The 21768-nt window shown below is 57.7% G+C and carries 14 protein-coding genes; 9 read left to right on the top strand and 5 right to left on the bottom strand.

Annotated features, from left to right (window positions below):
- The first annotated feature begins 470 nt into the window (after positions 1–470).
- Entirely contained in the window at positions 471–632 is a 162-nt protein-coding gene (locus DWY76_RS14230) for a hypothetical protein (protein ID WP_207665844.1), read from the top strand.
- 213 nt (positions 633–845) lie between these two features.
- Here DWY76_RS14230 and DWY76_RS08990 read toward each other — a convergent pair whose 3' ends face one another.
- The 5 genes from DWY76_RS08990 to DWY76_RS08970 are packed head-to-tail and all read right to left on the bottom strand — an operon-like array spanning position 846 to position 7922.
- Entirely contained in the window at positions 846–2249 is a 1404-nt protein-coding gene (locus DWY76_RS08990) for a hypothetical protein (protein ID WP_120081045.1), read from the bottom strand.
- Between the two features lies 1 nt (position 2250).
- Positions 2251–3045, bottom strand: coding sequence for a carbohydrate-binding protein (locus DWY76_RS08985; RefSeq protein ID WP_120081043.1), 795 nt, complete (start codon positions 3043–3045; stop codon positions 2251–2253).
- 11 nt (positions 3046–3056) lie between these two features.
- Positions 3057–4853 carry a heparinase II/III family protein gene (locus DWY76_RS08980; protein WP_120081041.1) on the bottom strand — a complete coding sequence of 599 codons (1797 nt, stop codon included), beginning with the start codon at positions 4851–4853 and terminating at the stop codon, positions 3057–3059.
- A 14-nt stretch (positions 4854–4867) separates the two neighbouring features.
- A complete protein-coding gene (locus DWY76_RS08975) occupies positions 4868–6130 on the bottom strand; it encodes a response regulator (RefSeq protein WP_015565852.1) in 1263 nt (420 codons plus the stop codon).
- Positions 6105–7922 (bottom strand): sensor histidine kinase, encoded by a 1818-nt coding sequence (locus DWY76_RS08970; protein WP_015565853.1) that lies wholly within the window; start codon positions 7920–7922, stop codon positions 6105–6107. Before DWY76_RS08970 ends, DWY76_RS08975 begins: the two co-directional genes overlap by 26 nt.
- Positions 7923–8266: 344 nt before the next feature.
- Here DWY76_RS08970 and DWY76_RS08960 point away from each other — a divergent pair, with 344 nt between their 5' ends.
- The 8 genes from DWY76_RS08960 to DWY76_RS08925 all read left to right on the top strand — a co-directional run bounded on the left by DWY76_RS08960 (position 8267) and on the right by DWY76_RS08925 (position 21520).
- Positions 8267–9586: a sugar ABC transporter substrate-binding protein gene (locus DWY76_RS08960; protein WP_015565854.1), complete on the top strand. Its 1320-nt coding sequence runs from the start codon at positions 8267–8269 to the stop codon at positions 9584–9586.
- A gap of 177 nt (positions 9587–9763) precedes the next feature.
- Positions 9764–10690: a sugar ABC transporter permease gene (locus DWY76_RS08955; RefSeq protein ID WP_120081037.1), complete on the top strand. Its 927-nt coding sequence runs from the start codon at positions 9764–9766 to the stop codon at positions 10688–10690.
- 16 nt (positions 10691–10706) lie between these two features.
- Positions 10707–11567: a carbohydrate ABC transporter permease gene (locus DWY76_RS08950; RefSeq protein WP_005920167.1), complete on the top strand. Its 861-nt coding sequence runs from the start codon at positions 10707–10709 to the stop codon at positions 11565–11567.
- A gap of 73 nt (positions 11568–11640) precedes the next feature.
- On the top strand, positions 11641–13437 hold the full coding sequence (gene uidA, locus DWY76_RS08945; RefSeq protein WP_005943354.1) for a beta-glucuronidase: 1797 nt from the start codon (positions 11641–11643) through the stop codon (positions 13435–13437).
- A 2-nt stretch (positions 13438–13439) separates the two neighbouring features.
- Entirely contained in the window at positions 13440–14603 is a 1164-nt protein-coding gene (locus DWY76_RS08940; protein ID WP_120081034.1) for a glycoside hydrolase family 88 protein, read from the top strand.
- Entirely contained in the window at positions 14603–16291 is a 1689-nt protein-coding gene (locus DWY76_RS08935) for a DUF2264 domain-containing protein (RefSeq protein ID WP_120081032.1), read from the top strand. The genes DWY76_RS08940 and DWY76_RS08935 overlap by 1 nt, the downstream gene beginning before the upstream one ends.
- 190 nt (positions 16292–16481) lie before the next feature.
- Positions 16482–19496, top strand: a complete 3015-nt coding sequence (locus DWY76_RS08930; protein ID WP_005943346.1) for a glycoside hydrolase family 2 TIM barrel-domain containing protein — start codon at positions 16482–16484, stop codon at positions 19494–19496.
- Positions 19497–19891: 395 nt separating this feature from the next.
- The gene (locus DWY76_RS08925) at positions 19892–21520 is read left to right on the top strand and encodes a recombinase family protein (RefSeq protein ID WP_243111992.1); all 1629 of its coding nucleotides are present in this window, start codon (positions 19892–19894) and stop codon (positions 21518–21520) included.
- The last annotated feature ends 248 nt before the right edge of the window (positions 21521–21768 follow it).

Below are 21768 nucleotides of genomic sequence, written 5' to 3'. Positions count from 1 at the left end.
AGTTCCTGCCTCTGTTTGTGCAGCGGCGTTGTCCGGCTCGCTCACGGAAGGTGTGAGGTCATGGCACGGTATCACGTTCAGACGGCTTATGCAAGATTCAAGGTACAATATGAAGAAAGCTGAGCGCAGTGCGGACACTACGTTCTGCTTCTTTCAAGCGCAAGAATAACACTTTACAGTTGTACAGTCAGCAACAAAAAACAAATTTTGGAAGATTGAACAACTACATAAGATTTTATTTGTGAAAAAGAAAAATACCGCCCATGCAGCGCAGCGATGGATTTTGTCGGGTGAATCGGCGGCAAAATGAATCGGGTGTGTTGCGGGGCGGTAAATTCTTCGTGGACTTTTCCTCACGGAAGTGGTGGGTCTCACGGTGATAACCAACCACTTTCTGTGGCTGTGTTCAAAATGAACACGACCACATCTTGTGGATGGTTTCAAACCAATCCACAAAATCAGTGAGATTTGTGACAGAGAATATCATGTTTCGCAAGGTGCGTCAAGATGATTTTGAAAAATTTATGACGGTAAAGCATAAGAAGTCTTACTATTTGGCTCAAATTGATGTCTACTTGACTTTTTTATTGAAGAGATGTCCGTTTTATGCTGCTGCATCTGTAACAGCCTGACGATAAGCACTTGCAGCGTTGTTATTTTATTCAACTGGCTGGGGGATAGTCCTCTGCATCGGGCGAAGTATTCCTCAGTACGGTTTCCACCGCGCACAGAGCAATCTTGGCAAGATTCAGCGTGGTATGGGGATTCATGGCGGTATGCCTCCGTCTATTTTTCTGTGTATAGAATACCACATAAACAAAAAGAGAACGGACGGTCGTTTCTGTTTACGAATTGAGCGCCTGCCACAACGCATCTGAAGCATCAAACACTGCCACGCTGTACCCGGCAAAGCGGCTCTGGATATCAACAGTCTGGCTGCCATCGGCGGCAGTGTTGTAGCTGCCCAGTTCCAGCCCGGAAAGGGCGGGCTGGCTGCGCCACGGGATAAGCTTTGTCTGCCATTCCGCGCCCAGCTTTTCGCTCAGTGCCCCATAGGCCTGTTCGAAGTCCTCCGGGTCATCCAAGATCCAGATTTTGCTCTCGCCGTTGGCAAGGTCGGTGTTCATCTGGGTGGCACCGGCCATCTGACCGTTCATGTCGGTCAGGGCGGCATCGGCGCTCCATGTGTAGTTGTTCACCTGCACCACCACAGTCCCGTCGCCGTTGGCGTCCTCCGCATAGTCTGCCAGCGCAGTCTGCAGGCGCTGCACGGCCTCGTCCGGCAGGGCCTCCGCCGTGACTACCGCCACGGTGTAGTCCGGGTCTACGGTAGTCAGCAGGCCGTGCGCCACATACGCTACGCCCACAATGACCATTGCCGCCACCGCCACGATGCCCCAGTTGTAATACCACCAGTTGGCGCGGGAGCGCTTTTTCTGCTCCTGTGCGGTCAGGGGCTTATCCGGCGCTGCCGGGCGCGGGATGCTGCGCACCTCTACGCCGTATTCCTGCCGCAAAACCGGGAACAGGGTCTGCATCGCTGCCAGCCCCGGCAGCCAGAAGCCGAACAGCACCGCCCAGAACACGCTGACCGGGAACAGCAAGATCATGCCGCCGATGCCCGCCAGCATGAGAACGCCTGCCAGGACGCAGCGCGCCGGGGCGACAGCCAGCAGCCTGCCCGCCCGGCGCAGCAAGCTGTCCGGGGCGGGCAGTTGCAGCGGCAGAACGGCAGCGTAAAGCGTAGCCAGAACCGCCAGCACCAGAAAATCCAGCGCCAGAAAAACGAGAATGGCAAGCCCGGGGTAATACCCCTGCTGCGCGGCGGCTTCAAACACAAAGGCCGATACAAAGCACAGCAGCCCCAGCACCAGCGTGCCAATGCAGCCAAAGCCGCAGGCGGCTTTCCAATGGGCGGCTAGGGTCTGCTTTGCCCGGGGCAGCCACTGGGAGGGGTCGTTCTGCAAGCTGCGCAGAGCGCAGTCTGCCAGCAGCACCATGGCAGGGCCGGTCAGCAGACCGGTGACCGCACTGCACACCACCGTCAGCGGCAGGGAGAGCAGGGTCACGCCCAGCGAGACCCCCAGTGCGGCAGGCAGGCAGAGCACGCAGACCATCAGGTTCGTGCCCAGCAGCTGGCCGAGGTCGCGGCCGACCATCTGGCAAAAGCGTGCAAAGCCTTTTTTCTCCGGCTCGTTTGGGCCTACGCCGTGGCCGTCCCGCCCATAAAGGGCATTGTAGATGCTCATTTTACTTCACCTCGGTGCCAAAGGCTTCGATTTGGGTCAGCGCCGGGAAGGGGGAAGTCCCCTCGGCCTGAATCAGATCCTTCAGCACAAGGCTGCGCACCCGCTTGGGCTCAAAGGCCACGCTCTGGGGTTTGGCGCTTTTCACCAGCGGGATGTTCAGCTGGCTACCATCAGAAAATTCCACCGTGGCCTTTACCCAGTAGTTGTCGTGGGGGAAATCTGCCCGCTCGGTGATGCGCAGCTCATCCAGCAGTACTTCCCGGCCAAAATCCAGCGTCAGGGCTGCGTTCGGGTCGCGGTTGATGCCCCAGCTCTGGTAGGGATACTCGCCGTGGGCGCTATTCTCAAAAATGCCGTCGATGGCGTTGCGGGCGGCAAACACCGCCTCGCCGCGCGTTTCTACGTTGGCGCTGGCGTGGGGATAAAAACCGGTGTCGCCATGCTCGTCATAGCAGTTGAAGGCCAGATTCCGCCGGGCGGCAATCTCTTCCGGCAGTGCCAGCCGTGCCCGGATAACGTGACGGCTGCCCGCAAAGCTCTTGGGCGAGTAGGTGATGGCCTGCTCCCCGAAGGGAATGTGGAAGTTGATCTCCCGCTTGACCACATACACAAGGGCTTCGGGCATGGTGTCCTCGAACTGGATGACGCAGTACTGCCCGGGATGGTCGATCTCCAGCGCCACCCGGTCGCCGGGCTTGTAGCAGTTGGTGTAAACAAGGGATACGGCGGTGTCAGCGTCACAGGTCATCAGGGTGTGGCCGGCTTCGTCCAGAATTTTCAGCTTGATGGTTTCCATGGCAGTTCTCCTTAGTACAGTTCGAGCTTCAGCATTTTTTGGAAATGCAGGGTGATCTTATAGATCGTTTCCGGCCATGCGGTGCGCAGGCGCGGGTCGGTGATAGGCACCGCCGTAACAGCAGCCGTTGCGGCGTCCGGGTCAAAGCGGATGCCGCCCAGTGTGCCCACCGCAAAGCCGTCCGCAGTGGGGACGGGTTGCTGCTCGGTGAGCAGGGTCAGGTCTACTGTGCCGGGATAGTCTGTTTCGTCCCGCAGGGTGATGCCCTGTTCGCTGACAGATACGCTGCGGCGGTAGGTGGTAAGCCCCGGGATGGGCGGGTACGCGCCCGCCAGTTCGCCGGTGATGCTATTTTCCTCGGTGCACACCTCCCGGGCAGCGTATTCCGCGCCGGGCAGCTGCTGCACGCCGTCAAAGGTGGGCAGGTTGTGCCATGCGCTCTGCATCGTCCAGATCTCATACCGCTGAGGGCTGAAGGTCTTTTTGGTGTAGCTCTCCACTCCGATATCGATGAGAAACGGTCTTCCGTCCTTGTACACGGTAATGCTGCCGGTATCGTTGTGGTTGTGGCTGTCGCCGTTGGAGCCAAACTTTGCACCCAGCACCCAGCTGCCCTGCCGTGCGGCATAAATGCCTACACTGGGGTACCATACTGCAGAACGATGCTGGGGAACTGCGGCGTATTCCATCAGTTCCTGCTCGGTAAAGGCGGTGGTCAGCCGGTACCACAGGTTGATGTGGGTGCTGCCGTCCGGGTTCTGCAAATGGTCGGGGTCGGCATCGGCGCGGAAATCTGCCGCCGCAAGGGCCTGCAAAGCATCGCTGCCTACGGCCTGTCCAAAGCGGTATTCCCGTGCACCGCAGCGCCCGGCCAGGGGGCTGCAATCGCCAAAGTTCAGATAGTAAGGTCCTTCCACATGGACATTGCAGATGTACTCCGCGATATTTTTGATCTTTGTTTCTCTGAATAGCGGGCGGAAGGCCTCCGGCGCAACGTTGGATAAAATTTCAAGACAGCCCCACAGGGTCAGTCCGGCGTGGCGATAATACTGCGCACCCTCGTTGCAGCAGCCGTCCGCGCCGTAGTCCTTCAAAAAGCAGTCGAGGCTGTAGGCTGCCTGCTTGACGGCAGCTTTTCGCTGCTGCTGGGTGGTGGGCAGCAGAAAAACGGTGAGCAGCACATTCTGAGTGCACCAGCTCGTCCAGTTACACATAGGCTCTTCGCCGTTGCCCATCCACCAGAAGTGGCTTGTAAAATAAGGCGTCAGGATGCGGGCGTCCAGCTCCCGCTCCATCCTCGCCGTGATGCCCGGCGCGGCAGTATCCAGCTCATCGGGCAGTAAGTACCGGGTCAGCGCCAGAAGCGCGCCGGTCTCGGCGGCAAATAAATCCACGATGGGGCGGGTGGTGTCCGGCAGGGGCAGCTGCGGGGTGTCCCGCACATAACTGTTGTGGGCGGGCAGCTGCCATGCACTTTCCTCGCAGATCGCCCATACGGTATCGGCAATTTCATCCAGAAAGCGCCCTTTGTGCTCCACACACTCGGCACTTACCAGCGCGCACAGCCGCGCCCGGCGGGAAAAGTAAGCCGTCTCCCATGGGGTGCGCCGCCCAGTGTGGGTGAAATCCAGCCAGAGCGAGAGCGGCAGGGGCGCAATGGGCGTTTGCAGCGCGGCTTCCCCCGCCTGCAAAAAGCGCTGCTTTGCCCGCAGGGGCAGCCCCTGCCATGCGGTGTGCTCTTTGACAGGGGGAAAGGGCCGGTAATCGGGAAGAAATTCCGGCAGATGAGCAAGCTGTTCCTGTATCATAAAAGCCTCCGATTTTAAATACTTTGCTGGTATTCCCGCGGGCTGAGCCCCGTGACCTTTTTGAATACCTTGGAAAAATAGAAAGCGCTCTCGTACCCCAGTTTCTCAGCGATCTCGTATACTTTCAAATCGCCCTGTTCCAGCATCTCTTTTGCCGCAGCGATGCGGGTCTCGGTGATGTACTCCACAAAGCCGCTGTCGCCGTATTTGCCGAACAGCTGGCTGAGGTAGTTGGGCGAAAAATTGAATACAGCCGCCACATCGGCCAGCGTCAGTTTTTCCGAAAGATGATTCTTAACATACTCCTGCACCTGTGCCACCACCTGCATCTTCCCGGCGGTGGCGTCGCCCTCGTTGACCTCCACGAACTGGATGGGCTGCTCCACCGTGAGCAGGGGCTGTAGGTGGGCGTTTTCCCGGCAGCGGCGCGCCAGCCCCAGCAGGGAGCCGGTGGGGCGTCCTACCGCCCAGAGCAGCCGTACCGTGAAATAGTTGTATAGAATTTGGCTGGCGCGTTCCAGCAGCGGGCGCAGTACCGTCCGGTATTTTTGGCACTGGGCATCGGTCAGGCAGAAAAGCACATTGCAGCGCATGGCATCCGCCCCGGTCACATAGCAGGGCAGGTAGTTTTGCAGGGTGGTCTCCAGCATCCGCCCGCAGGAAAAACTCAGCTTCAGCTGCTGGGCGGGGGTAAGGGCGGTGTTGGCGATGATCTCGCAGCTGGCTACAAGGTAGGCGTCGCTTGCAAGGTTCAGCTCCATGTGCTGCAAAGGCTGCTCCAATGCGGCTTCGTCCGGGAACAGCCCGGCGTACAACCGCACGAAAAAACGCTCCTGATAGCTGCGCACACTCTCGGCAAGATTTTCCTGTGCTGACAATTCGCCCAGCAAAGCACGCTCCTTTTTTACCTTTTCGGCGGCCTTGGCAAGGGCGGTTTGCAGGTTTTCGGGGGTCAGGTCCAGCTTGACCAGATAATCCACCACTCCGGCACCCATGGCCTGCTTGATGTAATCAAATTCTTCAAAGCTGGTCAGCATGATAAAGGCGGGCAGGGCGTTGCGCTCCCGGCAGGTGCGGGCAAGGGTAAGCCCGTCCATCACCGGCATTTTTACGTCGGCAATGACGATATCCGGCTTCTCCCGCTCAATGAGTTCCAGCGCCAGCTTTCCGTTGCGGGCGGTGCCGCAGACGGTATAGCCCAGCTTTTCCCATTCCAGCATCCCCTGCAGGCCGATGAGCACCAGCGGCTCATCATCCACCAGTAATATCCGCAGCATGGGTGTCTCCTTTCTGTTGATAGGGCAGCCGGATGGTGACCTCGGTGCCCACGTCCTCTTCACTTTCAATGGTCAGGCCGTAACCCTCGCCAAAGGAATACCGGATGCGGCGGTTCACGTTCCACAGGCCGACATGACGGAACTTTTCAGCCTTTTCGGCACCCTCGGCGGGCTCGTCCAGAAGGTGAGCTACCTGCTCCGGCGGCATGCCCACGCCGTCATCGGTAATGCGCAGCAATACGTCCCCGGTATCCGGGTCGGTGGAGATATCCAGCAGCACGCTGCCGTGGCCGCCCTTGGGTTCCAGCCCGTGGAAGATGGCGTTTTCCACCAGCGGCTGCAAGGTGAACCGGGGAATCATGCAGTCCCGGCAAAGGGTCTCGCTTTCAATGCGGGAGACCTCAATCTCCAGGTCGCCGCCGTAGCGGTACTGCTGGATGGTAAAGTAATCGTTGAGCAATGCCAGCTCCTCCTGCAAAGGCACCAGCTTCTGGGTGCCTTTGGAGATGCTTTTGGTCAGCCGTGCAAAGGCGGTGACCATCTCGGCAATGCCGGGCGCGTGCTGGATGGTAGCCATCCAGCGGATGCTGTTGAGGGTGTTGTAGATAAAGTGCGGGTTCACCTCGTTTTGCAGCATCCGGTATTCCAGCTCCTGCTTGCGACGTTCGTCCTCCACCCGGCGGGTCATCAGGCTGTCCACGTTTTCAGCCAGCTGGTTGATGCCCCGGCCGATGTCGCCCAGCTCGTTGTTCCACTCCACCGTGCGGTCGGGGGCAAAGTTGCCGCTGCCCACGGTTTCGATGCGCTTTTGCAGCGCCTCCACCGGGCGGGTGATGACCCGCTCCAGCCAGTGCTGCATCAAAAAGCTCAGTCCCCAGATGATGGCAGTGCCAAGGGCGACCAGCCACAGGTACACGCCGTAGTGCAGCAAAAAGGTATTTGCGGGCAAAAGCTGTACCAGTGCCGCGCTGCGGCCGTTCAGTGTTACCTTGACTACATAATACTTCTGGCCGTCCAGCTGCACCTTGCCCTGCCATGCGGTCTGCTCTGTCACGCCGTTATTGCTGCCGGTGCGCAGGGTGTAGTCCACCTCCCGCAGCGGATTTTCAATCTCGGTCAGGCTGCCGTTTTCGATCTGCCACAGGCGGCTGCCCATCTCCCAGTACAACGCGCTGCCGTCGGTCAGGCTGTAACCTGCTGCCGGGTCGGTGATAATGGCGGTATCCAGCGCAAGGTAGGTGCTGCCCCGGTGCAAGGTGCCCTTGCCGCAGCGGACAGGCTGGCTGATGGCGATGCAGCTCGGACTGCCGGGCAGCAGCGGGTCGGTGGCGAACTGCATCCCGTACCCCTTGGTGAGAAACTGCTTTACGCTGGTGCGGTTGAGCGCCGCCGAGGAGTTCAGCGGGCCGAACTGCAAATGCCGGTCGTTCTCATTGGTAACAAAAAAGCGGAGGATATGGCTGTACAGGGTGCTGGAATAGTATTTTTCCTGCATGGCTTCGTAGGCGGCAATGGTCTGGGTGCCGTTGATATTTTCCTGCGAGATGTACCGCCGCACGGTGCTGTCAATGGAAGCCCAGTTCAAAAGAGCATCGGCGCTTTCCAGACTGGTCTCGATGGAGGTAGCCACCAGCCGCAGGTTGAACTCTGCCGCCTGCAGGGAGTTGGCACGCACATATTGGTTGGAGAGAATGAACAGCGCCGCGCCCACGGCCAGAGAGGTAAGAAAGGTAAAAAAGCGCATTCCCCACACGATCTGCCGCCGCAGCGGGAAACGGTGGCTGCTCTTCATAACGGTGCCTCCTTTCTGGTGACAGTTTGCATTCTTTCCTTTATACAGTACTGATTCCGGCGCGGTTTGTCAACGGCTTTTTTCATGAGAATTGTGTACTTTATATGCTTTTTTCTCTCGTCACGGATGCAAACTGTGCAAGAGAACAAGAAAGTGCAGACTCCAGTGTAAGAAAGTACATCTTTTTTTAAAAGATACAGAAAAACTGCAACTCTTCCCGGAATTTTTCCATTCCGGTTTTTGCGTTTGTGCGGTATCCTAGTGTCAACAAAAGCGAGCGGCTCCCCGGCACGGGGGAGGCCGCTGCACAGAACAAACACACTGCCCTGAAGGAGGACACACTTATGAAAAAGATCTCTCGTCGTTCGTTCCTTACCGCTGCCGCTGCCTGCGGCGCAGCTGCTGCCCTGAGCGCCTGTGGCGGCTCTTCTGCAAGCTCCACCGCTGCTTCCTCCACTGCCGGTTCCACCGCTGCTTCCGCAGCCGCAGGCCCTGTTACCCTGCAGTGGTCAGTGTGGGATAAGGAGTCCACTCCCTACTGGCAGGCCATGGCCGACGGCTACATGGCAAGCCACAAGGACGTGACCATCGAGATGGTGGATCTGGGCTCCAGCGATTACATGACCGTTCTGGCTACCCAGCTGGCCGGCAGCGCTGATCTGGATATCGTGACCATCAAGGATATCCCCGGCTACGCAAACCTGATCAATCTGGACTACCTCAAGCCTCTGAATGAGGTGCTGACCCGCGACACCGGCGATTTCAACGGCACCATCGAGCAGCTGACCACCGATGACGGCAACTTCTACGCCGTGCCCTTCCGCAGCGACTTCTGGGTGCTGTACTACAACAAGGATCTGTTTGATGCTGCCGGTGTGGAGTATCCCTCCAATGACCTGACAATGGAAGATTACGATGCTCTGGCCCGCAAGATGACCAGCGGCTCCGGCGACACCAAGGTCTATGGCTGCCACTACCACACCTGGCGCTCTGCCGCTTCTCTGTTCTCCATTCTGGACGGCAAAAACACCATCATCGACGGCACCTACGACTTCATGAAGCCCACCTACGATATGGTCATTGCCCAGCAGAAGGACGGCATCTGCATGGACTACGGCTACCTCAAGACCTCTTCTCTGCACTACTCCGCAGCCTTTGAGAACCAGCAGTGCGCAATGGTCAACATGGGCAGCTGGTTCATCTCCACGCTGGAAGCTTACATGAAGGATGCCGAGACCAAGTTCAACTGGGGCATCGTCAAGTACCCGCACCCCGCCGGTGCAGAGGCTGGTTCTACGCTGGGCACTGTGACCAGCTTGGCCATCAACGCGGATTCTCCCAAGGCAGAGGCCGCTGCCGACTTCATCAACTGGTGTGTCTCCGAGGAGGGCGCACAGGCCATTGCCAAGACCGGCACCTTCCCGGCCTGCGGCTCCGCTGCTACCGCCGAGATCATCAAGTCCACCGAGGGCTTCCCCGAGGACAGCAATTCTGTGGATGCACTGACCACCAGCAATGTCTATCTGGAAATGCCCTACACCCAGTACGCATCTGATATCGAGACCATTCTGAACGCCGAGCACGATGCTATTATGACCATGAGCGAGACCGTGGACGAGGGCATCCAGAACATGAACGATCAGGTTCCCGCAGTTCTCGGCTGATAAAGCGTTTTCCGCAATACGTTGCGGTTCTCCTTCTTCATCATTTTCGATCCCCATTCATTTTCCGGTGGACGAGCATCGGAAAAAAGCCCTGTCCGAGCGGGGCGGGTATGCACAGCGCCCGCCCCGCTCATTTTTTGGAAAAATGGTTATACTTCCGGGAAAGGAGGCTCTTTTATGGCGAGTGCTGCTGTCCAGAATAAAACTCCCCGTAAAGTGCTAAAAAAATCGACCCGCGATTCTCTGATCGCGTATTCCTTCATTGCGCCAAACTTCATTGGCTTCTGCGTGTTTACGCTGGTGCCCATGGTGTTTGCCATTGCGCTGGCCTTCTGCGCATGGGACGGCCGCCACGCCATTGAATTTGTCGGCCTGAAAAACTTTGTAAAGCTCTTCACCACCGATAAAATCTTTCAGGCGGCTTTGAAAAACACCATCGTCTATGTCATCGGCACCGTGCCGCTTACGCTGGCCTGCTCGCTGGCCATGGCCGTGCTGCTGAACCAGAACGTGAAGCTGCGCAACTTTTTCCGCACCGTGGCGTTCTTCCCTTACGTTGCTTCGCTGGTGGCGGTGGCAGCGGTATGGAACATGATCTTCAACCCCTCCATGGGCCCCATCAACATGATCCTGAACCAGTTCTTCGGCGTGGCGGTGGAAAACCTGCCCCGCTGGGCTGCCGGCAAGGACACCGCCATGATCACGGTCATCCTGTTCAGCGTGTGGAAGAACATGGGCTACTACATGGTCATCTATCTGGCCGGCCTGCAGGGCTGCAACCCGGACCTGAACGAAGCCGCCGAGCTGGACGGTGCAAACCGCTGGCAGCAGTTCTGGCACATCACTCTGCCCCAGCTGCGGCCTACCACCTTCTTTGTGGTCATCATGCTCACCATCTCCGGCTTCAAGGTCTACGACCAGATGTACATGATCACGCAGGGCGGCCCCGGTACTGCTACCATGACGCTGGTATACTACATCTATAATGTGGCCTTCGTCAATACCCCGAAATACGGCTACGCAAGTGCAATTTCCATGGTGCTGTTCGTACTGGTGCTGATCGTTACCATCATCCAGTTCCGCGGCTCCAAGGGCGAGAACTGAGAAAGGAGGAAGAACCATGTCTGCTGCTATTATCAAGACCGAGGCCTCTCAGAAGCGCCGCAATTTCATCTCCAAGTTCCTGATCTATTTCTTCCTCATCGTCATCACAGCTTGTATGCTGCTGCCCTTTTTGTGGATGCTGTCCTCCTCCTTTAAGCTGAATAAGGACGTGTTCGGCTTCCCTATCCAGTGGATCCCCAAAAATCCCCGCTGGCAGAACTATGTGGACATCTGGACCCAGATCCCGCTGCTGACCTTTGTGAAAAACACGGTCAAGATCACCGTGGTGGTCACCCTGTTGCAGCTGTTCACTTCCTCCTTTGCAGCCTACGCCTTTGCTAAGATGCAGTTCAAGGGCAAAAACGCGCTCTTCCTCGGCTACATTGCCACCATTGCAGTGCCTTGGCAGGCCTACATGGTGCCCCAGTTCATGATGATGAGCTCGTGGCATTTGAACAACACCCATCTGGCCATTATGTGCCTGCAGGCCTTCAGCGCCTTCGGCGTGTTCCTGATGAAGCAGTTCTACGAGGGCGTGCCCACCGAGCTGTGTGAGGCTGCCCGCATTGATGGCCTGAGCGAGTACGGCATCTGGTGGCACATCATGCTGCCCCTCAGCCTGCCCGCCCTGTCCACCCTGACCATCTTCACCTTCGTGAACACATGGAACGACTTCCTTGGCCCCCTGATCTACTTGACCAAGACCGAACTCAAGACCATCCAGATTGGTCTGCGTATGTTCATCACCCAGTATTCTGCAGAGTACGGCCTGATCATGGCGGCCTCTGTGGTGGCACTGATCCCGGTGCTGATCGTGTTCCTCTCCCTGCAAAAGTACTTTGTGCAGGGCGTGGCATCCACCGGCATCAAGGGCTAAACAAATCACCCGTAAGCGGGGCGTGGGCAGTACCCGCGCCCCGCATTTTTTGCAGAAATAGAGGGAAAGCGTTATGTTATATCCTGAACAGAATGAAGCGCGCTTGAAGCTGAGCCTTGACGGCACATGGGCGTTTGCGCTGGGCAGCTGCGCGGAAACCCAGTTCGACCCCGCAAAGCCCCTGCCGGACGCCCAGCCCATCGCGGTACCTGCCAGCTACAACGACCAGAACGACCAGACCACCGCCCTGCGCCGCCACTACGGCTGGGTGTGGTATCAGCGCAAGGTCACCCTGCCCGCCTTCTGCGCCGGGCAGCGGGTGGTGCTGCGGTTCGGCTCGGTGACCCACACGGCCAAGGTCTGGCTGAACGGCCAGCTCATTGCGCAGCACAAGGGCGGCTTTACCCCCTTTGAAGCGGACGTCACCGCTCTGCTGCAACCCGGCGAGACCGCACTGCTGACCGTAGCCTGTGACAACCGGGTGAACCACAGCACCCTGCCTGTGGGCAACGAGGACGGGCAGCTGGCCTTCTTTGGCTCGGACAACGCGGGTATCCCCAGTGTGGAGGCTGCCAAGCGTGCCGCCGCACCCCAGAACCGCCCCAACTTTGACTTTTTCAACTATGCGGGCATCCATCGCCCGGTGGTGCTCTACACCACCCCTAAAGAGTACATCGAGGATGTGACCATAGTGCCCGCCGTGGACGGCACGGTGCAGTACGCGGTAAAAACCACCGGCAGCGCGCCTGTCCGTGTCACGGTGCTGGATGCTGACGGCAACGCCGTTGCAAGCGCCGAGAGTGCAGAAGGCACGATCACCATCCCGGAAGTGCATCTCTGGGAGCCCAGACCCGGCACGCCCTACCTGTACACCCTGCATGCCACCTGCGGGGCAGATGTCTACGACCAGACCTTTGGTGTGCGCAGCATTGAGGTGCGGGGCACACAGGTGCTTTTGAACGGCAAGCCGCTCTATTTCAAGGGCTTTTGCAAGCACGAGGACTTTACCGCCCATGGCCGAGGCTTTGACCCGGTGCTGAACGTGAAGGATGTGAACCTGATCCACTGGGCAAACGCCAATGCCGTGCGCACCAGCCACTATCCCTACGCCGAGGAGTTCTACGACCTGTGCGACCGGGAGGGCATTCTGGTCATGGACGAGACCCCGGCGGTGGGCATCGGCGGCGGGGCAGCGGTGAACCCCTATAAGGAATACCCCCTTGCGGAGCATCACCGGCAGGTGCTTGCCGAGATGATCCATCGGGACAAAAACCACCCCTGCGTGGTGCTGTGGAGCCTTGGCAACGAGCCGGATCTGGAGCACTTCCCGCAGGATGCCTACGACTACTGGCACCCGCTGTATGAGCTGGCGCACCAGCTGGACCCGCAGGACCGCCCGGTCACCCTCGTCTGCTGCCAGAACGACTACACCAAGGATATCACCACCCGCACCATGGATATCGTCTGCATCAACCGCTACTACGGCTGGTACAACCTTTCCGGTGACATGGACGCCGCTTGCTATGGCCTGAATCAGGAGCTGGATTTCTGGGCAGAGCAGCACAAGCCCGTGATGATGAGCGAGTACGGTGCGGACACCGTGGCAGGGCTGCACACCGCCGGAGCCGAGATGTTCAGTGAGGAGTTTCAGGTGGAGTTCTACCGCCGTCTGGATGCAGAGTTTGACAAGCGCCCGTGGTTTGTGGGAGAATTTGTCTGGAACTTTGCAGACTACGACACTGTGCAGGGCCCCATGCGGGTGGATGGCAACAAAAAAGGTCTGTTCACCCGGGATCGCCGCCCCAAGCTGGGCATGCACTTTCTGCGCCAGCGGTGGGCAGAGATACCTACGTTTGGATTTAAGGAGTAATCATGATGAAAACCTACCAGAACCACGCTATGACCGACGCCGAGGCACGGCAGGCACTGGCCGATGCCTGCAAACAGGTGGAGACCAATCTGCCCCTGTACACCTACCAGTGCCAGAACCATTCCAGTGTGAACGATATCTACCCCGGCTGCGCCAATAACCAGTGGACCTGCGGCTTTTGGCCCGGTGAGATCTGGCTGGCCTACGAGGCCACCGGGGACGAAAAATTCAAGACAGCCGCCCTCATTCAGGTGGACAGCTTTGCGGACCGCATTGCCCGCAAGGTGGAGGTGGACCACCACGATATGGGCTTTTTGTACAGCCCCACCTGCGTGGCAGCGTGGAAGCTGGTGGGCAGCGAAACCGGCAAAAACGCCGCCATTGCCGCCGCCGACCAGCTGCTGACCCGCTACCAACCCAGCGGCCGCTTCTTGCAGGCATGGGGCACTATGGACGACCCCGGCAACTACCGCTATATCATTGACTGCATGCTCAATGTGCCGCTGCTGTACTGGGCAGCGCAGGTGACCGGTAGCGACCACTACTGCGAGATCGCCGCTGCCCACACCGCCACCACGCTGGCAAACTCCTTCCGGCCGGACGGCAGCACCTACCACACCTTCTTTATGAACCCGGACGGCACCCCCAAGGGCGGACGCACCTGTCAGGGCTATAAGGACGACAGCTTCTGGGCACGGGGACAGGCGTGGGGCGTGTACGGCAGCGCCATTGGCTACACCTACACCCACGACGAAAAGTTTTTGGATGTGTTCCGCAAGGCGCTGGAATTTTACCTTTCCCGCCTGCCGGAGGATATGATCCCCTGCTGGGATATGCTCTTTGCCCCGGAAAGCGGCGAACCCCGGGATTCCTCCTCCGCTGCCATCGTGGCCTGTGGATTGCTGGAAGCGGCAAAGTATGTGGACGAAACAGAAGCTGCCCAGTGGCGCACACTGGCACGGCAGATGCTGGCCAGCCTTGCCGCAAATTATGCGGTAAAGCCTGGTACCCTCGGCTCCGGCCAGCTGCTGCACGGCACTTACAGCAAAAAGAGCCCCTACAACACCTGCACCCCGGAGGGCGTGGATGAATGTACGAGCTGGGGCGATTATTTTTACATGGAGGCGCTGACCCGCCTGACCAAAGACTGGGAGATGTACTGGTGATGAACTTGCAGACCAAAGCGGATTTTACCGCACTGATGCACAAATTTCTCGACCCCCTCAAGCCCTGTTATTCCGCAGGCTGCGCCCGGCTGCATCTGGGCGAGACGGGTGTGACCTACAACCAAAATGCCATTGAGCTGGAAGCCTTCAGCCGCCCGCTGTGGGCGCTGGTGCCCTTCTGGGTGGGCGGCGGCTCTGACCCGGAGTTTGAAAAAATCTACCGCAAGGGTCTTGCCGCCGGCACCGACCCGGAAAACCCCGAATACTGGGGCACCACCGGGGAATACGACCAGTGTTATGTGGAGATGGCGGCTATTGCCTGCGGCATCCTCACCGCACCGGAAAAGCTGTGGACCCCGCTTTCTGATACCGAAAAACAGAACCTTGCCGCATGGCTGGGGCAGATCAACGCCCACACCATCCCGGACTGCAACTGGCAGTTTTTCCGCATCCTTGTAAACCTTGCCCTGAAAAGCGTGGGGATGCCTTACAGCCCGGAACTGCTGGAGGATGGCCTTTGCAAAATTGACAGCTATTACAGCGGCGACGGCTGGTCCACCGATGGCGCCTCCGTGCAAAAGGATTACTACATCCCGTGGGCCATCCAGTATTACGGACTGCTCTACTCTAAATTTGCCGCCGACACCGACCCCCGGCGTGCTGCACTCTACCGCCAGCGCGCCCAGCTGTTCGCGCAGCAGTTCGTCTATTGGTTCGATGCCAACGGCGCAGCCCTGCCCTTTGGCCGCAGCCTGACCTACCGCTTTGCCCAGAACAGCTTCTGGGCGGCCTGCATCTGGGCAGGGCTGGAGCCGCTGCCCCTGCCGGTAATGAAGGGCCTTATCGTCCGCAACTTCAACTGGTGGCTGGGGCAGAAAATGTTCGACCGGGACGGCATCCTGACCATCGGCTACTGCTACCCGCAGATGTACATGGCCGAGCGGTACAACGCCCCCGGCAGCCCCTACTGGGGCATGAAGAGCTTTTTGCTGCTTGCTTTGCCGGATGACCACCCCTTCTGGTCTGCCGAAGCCGCGCCCATGCCCGCATTGGAGCGGCTCAAGCCCATGCCATACGCCAATATGCTGGTGCAGCGCCGGGCGGGGCGGGTAACGGCCTATGCCGCCGGTGTCAACGAGGGCCACGGTCACGGACAGTTCCCGGAAAAGTATGCAAAATTTGCCTACGATACCCGCTTTGGCTTCTGCGCCTCCCGCAGCCGGGAGGTGCTCAATCAGGCCGCGCCGGACAGTATGCTGGCCTTTGTCATCGACGACAACGTGTTTGTGCGCAAGGTGAGCAAAACGTGGGAAATTGAAGCCGGGGCTGTGACCGCGCAGTGGTCGCCCTTCCCCGGGATTGAGGTGACCACCACTATCACTCCCACGGCCACCGGCCACCGCCGCCACCATGAAATTGACAGCAGTTTCGACTGCGAAGCCTATGACTGCGGTTTTGCCGTGCCCAATTTTACACCGGGCTACGCCGAAAGCGCGGAAAACGATACCGCCGAAGCCCATTGCGACACCCTGTGCTGCGCCGTGCGCGGCAGGGGAGAAGCAGTGGTCATCGGCTGCGACCCTAACACCAGCCTGTACTTCACCAATGTCCATCTGCCCGCCGTGAAGTACCACATCCCCAAGGGACACACGGTGCTGGACACCGAGGTCTTTGACGAAGCAAACTAATGCCGCTTCTTTCTATAGCAGTTTGCGTTTTTAATGCACAAGCAACATCCGCAAACTGCATATCGCAAATATGCCGTTTTGATAGGCACTATTTTTGAAAATTGCGATAGAAAAACAGTCGTTTTTGTGCGGCTGTTTTTCTTATATTCTGTGCTATAATGAGAGCAGAAAATGCTGCGAGGTGACATTTATGCCTTTAAATAATCCTATCACATCGGCGCTTCTGGCCGACCCGGAAATTTTCCAGCAGAACCGTTTGCCCTTCCACGCTCATTTTGCAGACCAGACAAGCCCGGAAATGCCGCTGGCCGTCAGCTTGGATGGCGAATGGGCTTTCCACTATGCGGAAAACCTGACTGCGCCTTTCTCAGACTGGGACACCCTGACCGTGCCCGGCTTCATCCAAATGCAGAGCCTGCAAAAGCCCGGCCAGCCCTACGGCACGCCCCATTACGTCAACACCCAGTACCCGTGGGACGGCCATGAAAAGCTGCACCCCGGTCAGATTCCGCAGGATTATAACCCCATCGGGGAATACCAGCGCAGTTTCACCCTGCCGGAAAGCTGGGCAAGCTGCTATCTGCGCCTGAACGGCGCGGACAGCGCTGCCGCCGTCTGGTGCAATGACGTTTACATCGGCTACACCGAGGATACCTTCACTCCCGCTGAATTTGACATGACCGCCGCCGTCCACCCCGGCGAAAATACCCTGACGGTACAGGTGTACCGTTTCTCCTCCGGCAGCTGGCTGGAGGATCAGGATTTCTGGCGCATGAGCGGCTTGTTCCGCTCTGTGGAGCTGTTCACAAAGCCGGAAATTCACCTCGAGGATGTCTTTGTGAAGCAGGATTTTGCCCCGGACTTTTCCAGTGCCACTGTCACCTTTGATTGCAAGGTCAGCGGCGCGGGCACCATCTCGGTGGTGTTTGATGGCGAGGAGCAGTCTGCTGAGGTGGGCGAACCTGCCGAATACGACAGCGGTGTGGTGTTCGGCAAGGGCGAGGCCGACCCGGACGTGGAAGAGGACGTGCAGGATGTCTCCTTCACCTTTACGGTGGAGCATCCCACCCTGTGGAGCGCCGAGCAGCCGAACCTGTACGAAGCAGAAATTGCCCTGCTGAACGAGGGTGCTCTCGTGGAGCGCACCGGATTGAAAGTCGGCTTGCGTAAGTTTGAGCTGAAAGAACGCCAGATGCTTTTGAACGGCAAGCGTATCGTGTTCAAGGGTGTCAACCGCCACGAGTGGAGCTGCCGCACCGGCCGCACCGTCAGCCGGGAAGAGATGCTGTGGGATGTAAAGAACCTGAAGGCCCACAACGTCAACGCCGTGCGCACCAGCCACTACCCCAACGACCCCTATTTCCTGTCCCTCTGCGATGAATACGGCCTGTATGTCATCGGGGAGACCAATCTGGAGACCCACGGCACATGGCAGAAGCTGGGTGCGGACGGCTCGGACGAGTGGACGCTGCCCGGTGCCCGCCCGGAGTGGCGGGAAAATGTGCTTGCCCGCGCCGAAGCCATGCTGGAACGGGACAAAAACCACCCGGCCATCCTCATTTGGTCTTGCGGCAACGAGAGCCACGGCGGCAAGACCCTGTGGGAGATGAGCGAGTATTTCCGCAACACCGACCCCAGCCGCCTTGTGCACTACGAGGGCATTTTCTGGAACCGGGAGTACCCCGCCACCTCCGATATGGAAAGCCAGATGTACACCCCGGTGGCAGACATCAAAAAGTTTCTGGCAGAGCACCCGGAAAAGCCCTTTATCATGTGCGAGTACAGCCACGCCATGGGTAACAGCTGCGGCGGCATCACCGACTACACCGAGTATGCCTACGAAGAGCCCCTGTATCAGGGCGGGTTTATCTGGGAGTACATGGACCACGGCATTGCAGTGACAAGCCCGGACGGCAAGCCCGGCTTTGCCTATGGCGGCGACTTCGGCGACCGCCCCACCGACCGGGAATTCTGCGTGGACGGCCTTGTGCTGCCCGACCGCCGTAACACCCCCAAAATGGACGCCGTCAAGGCGGCCTACGCACCGCTGAAGATCACCCTGACCGACACGGAAGCCGTGATTGAAAACCGGAATCTCTTTACCGACCTGAACGCCTACGACCTTGTGTTTGCGTCCTCGGTCAACGGCAAGCCGGAGCGCCGGGCGGTGCTGCGGGCAGACTGCAAGCCGGGCGGGACGGAGCACATCCCGTTTCCCTTTGCCTTACCGGAGGCTGGGCTTGCCTGCATGACCGTTACCGCCATCCAGCGGGCTGCACTGCCCGGCATCCCGGCGGGCTATGAAGCCGCTTTGGGGCAGGTATGGCACAACTACGCCGTCGCCCGGCTGACCCTGCCCGCCCCGCAGCTGGTGGAGATGGACTGCAACGTCGGCGTAAAGGGCGAGGGCTTCGAGTACATCTTTGGCCGAGGCAAGGGGCTGGTGTCCATCCGCTATAACGGCGTGCAGCTGCTGGACGATACCGTGCGCCCCAATTTCTGGCGTGCGCCCACCAACAACGACGAGGGCTGTGCAGAGCCGTTTACATTTGCCTTCTGGAAAACCGCCGGTCTCTACGCCCGCTGCGATAACCTGACCGCTGAAACAAAGGGCGATTTCGTCATCGCCCGCGCAAACTACACCCTGCCAGATGGGCAGACGCTGCCCATTGATTTTGCCATTGACGGCGCAGGCCGCTGTGATATCACCATGACATGGCAGGGCACGCGCACTGAGCTGCCGGAGTTCGGTCTGCTCTTCCCGCTGCGTCGGGAGCTGACGGAAGTCTCCTATCTGGGTCTTGGCCCCCGGGAGACCACCGCCGACCGCACTGCAGGCGGCAAGATGGGTGCGTGGAACTACAACGTCCGGCAGGATTTTGCCCAGAACACCCCGGTCTACCCGCAGGAGTGCGGCAGCCGCACCGGCGTGTACAGTGCAACTGTCACCGGCAGCGGATTGAATATAGGCATCGGCTTTGCAGGGGACGGCATGACCTTCTCGGCGCTGCCCTACACGCCCCATGAACTGGAAAACGCCCGCCACCTTTACGAGCTGCCCCGGGACGACAATAAGACGGTCGTCCGCTGCGCTGCTTTCCAGCGCGGCGTGGGCGGCGACAACAGCTGGGGCGCAAAGCCCCATGCAGACGCCTGCTTTGCGGTGGAGAAGGGAACCTCGTTCCGTTTTACGATTCAAAAATAAAAATTTACTTGGCTAAAGTGGTGGGTATCATCGTGATACCCACCACTTTGGTCTTATTGCGAAACCGTAACAAGACAAAAATCAGCGCAATATTCAAATAGTATATTTGCGATATGCAATCCAACGTTGTAGCTGCTGTATTAAAAAGTTGAATTTTTATGGTTTATGGAGAAATAAGGAATTGTGTCAAAATGACACAATTGCTCCGGGCACCTTCATAGAACCATGGAATGTGAATATTTTGCTTTCATAGGAGTTCATGTTTTTTACTGAATCTCGTGAAAAGCGTATAAAAAGCTTGCAATCATCTGTAAAATGTGGTATATCCATTATACGAAACATTGCTTTAAAAGAACACTCCACCGTTCAATGATGTGTAAAGTGAGGTGCCTGCCATGACCGCCGTGATCTATGCCCGCTATTCATCGGATAACCAGCGCGAAGAATCCATTGAAGGCCAGATTCGTGAATGCACTGCCTATGCGGAAAAGACTGGCATCACCATCGTCAAGCACTACATTGACCGTGCCATCTCTGCTAAGACAGACAACCGCCCGGAGTTTCAGCAGATGATAAAAGACAGCGACAAGAAGCTGTTTGACATTGTGCTGGTCTGGAAGCTGGACCGCTTTGCCCGAAACCGCTACGACAGTGCCCGGTACAAGACCCAGTTGAAGAAGAACGGTGTCAAGCTCATGTCGGCTACCGAGGTCATCTCGGATGGCCCGGAAGGCATCATTCTGGAATCGGTGCTTGAAGGCTATGCGGAATATTATTCCGCTGACCTGTCCGAAAAGGTCATTCGCGGCATGACGGAAAACGCCCTGAAAGGCAAGTTCTCTGGCGGTGCTATCCCTTTCGGCTACACTATCAATGCAGACCGCCGCTTTGAAATTGACCCTCTCACCGCACCTTTTGTAGCAGAAACCTTCCAGCGGTACAACGACGGCCAGACCATGCGAGAAATTCGGGATTGGCTGAACGAAAAAGGTATCAAAAACAAGCGCGGTGGGCCGATGAGCTTCAATGTTATTCAGCATATGCTGAGCAACCGCCGTTATATTGGTGAATTGAAGTACCGGGACATCCTGATTCCCGATGCGATTCCGCCCATCGTGTCCGTGGAGATTTTCAATGAGGTGCAGGAGAAGATGTTGAAAAACAAGAAAGCTCCTGCCCGGAGAAAGGCAGAGGATGATTACCTGCTCACCACTAAGCTGTTCTGTGGTCACTGTGGTGCGCTGATGTTTGGCGAAAGCGGCACGAGCCGGACGGGTGAAGTCCACCGCTACTATAAATGTGCTACTGCCAAAAAGCACAAAGGATGCAAGAAAAAGACTGTCCGTAAACAGTGGCTGGAAGATTTGGTAGTCAACCAGACGATGCAGCTTGTGAAAGACGATGCCGCCATGGCATCTATCATCGCCAAGGTGATGGAACTGCAAAACAAGGAGAATACCAACATTCCCCTTTATGAAAAGCAGCTCCGGGATGCGGAATCGGGTATCCAGAATATGCTCAATGCGATTCAGGCGGGTATCCTGACCAGTTCCACCAAGGAGAGGTTGGAGCAGCTCGAAGAAACCAAGCGTGAGCTTGAAGCCCGCATTGCGGAAGAAAAGCTGGCAAAGCCCAAGGTCACGGAAGATTTCATCCGCTTCTGGCTGCTGCGGTTTCGTAAGCTCAACATGAACCAGAAAGATCAGCGGCAGGCATTGGTGGATACATTCATCAATTCGATTTACCTGTATGACGATAAGGTTTTGATTACCTTTAACTATAAAGAGGGTACACAGACCATTCCTTTTGAAAAAGTAGAGGAATCCAAAGCAAAGGGAAATGGTTCGGATTTTGATTGCGTAACTGCACCAAGAAAAACCAGTACACATTGTGTACTGGTTTTTCTTTTTCGGTGCGGAAGAGGACTTGAACAGCAACGACGACGACCGCAGCCAGCGGCTGAAACAGGGAGGAGTTGTTGGGGCCGCGTTCTGGTTTTTCAAAGCCCTGCCAAGGGGTTGTAGAAAAATCAGCAAACGCAACCCGTAAGGCCCTGACCGCCAGATTCCGCCGCGGTTCCCAACCCATAGGAATGTCTACCGGGAGGCAGACTGTCTACTGTCTTTTTTGTTTTACACGGCAGTTTCCCTTTAGCAGTAACCGCGGATAAGAGGACTTGAACAGCAACGACGACGACCGCAGCCAGCGGCTGAAACAGGGAGGAGTTGTTGGGGCCGCGTTCTGATTTTTCAAAGCCCTGCCAAGGGGTTGT

It is taken from the genome of Faecalibacterium sp. AF27-11BH (genome assembly GCF_003603005.1).
In the GTDB taxonomy this organism is placed as follows: Bacteria; Bacillota; Clostridia; order Oscillospirales; family Ruminococcaceae; genus Faecalibacterium; species Faecalibacterium taiwanense.
The sequence above is the reverse complement of the archived record's forward strand: the minus strand, read 5'-3'. Positions and strand labels throughout refer to the sequence as shown.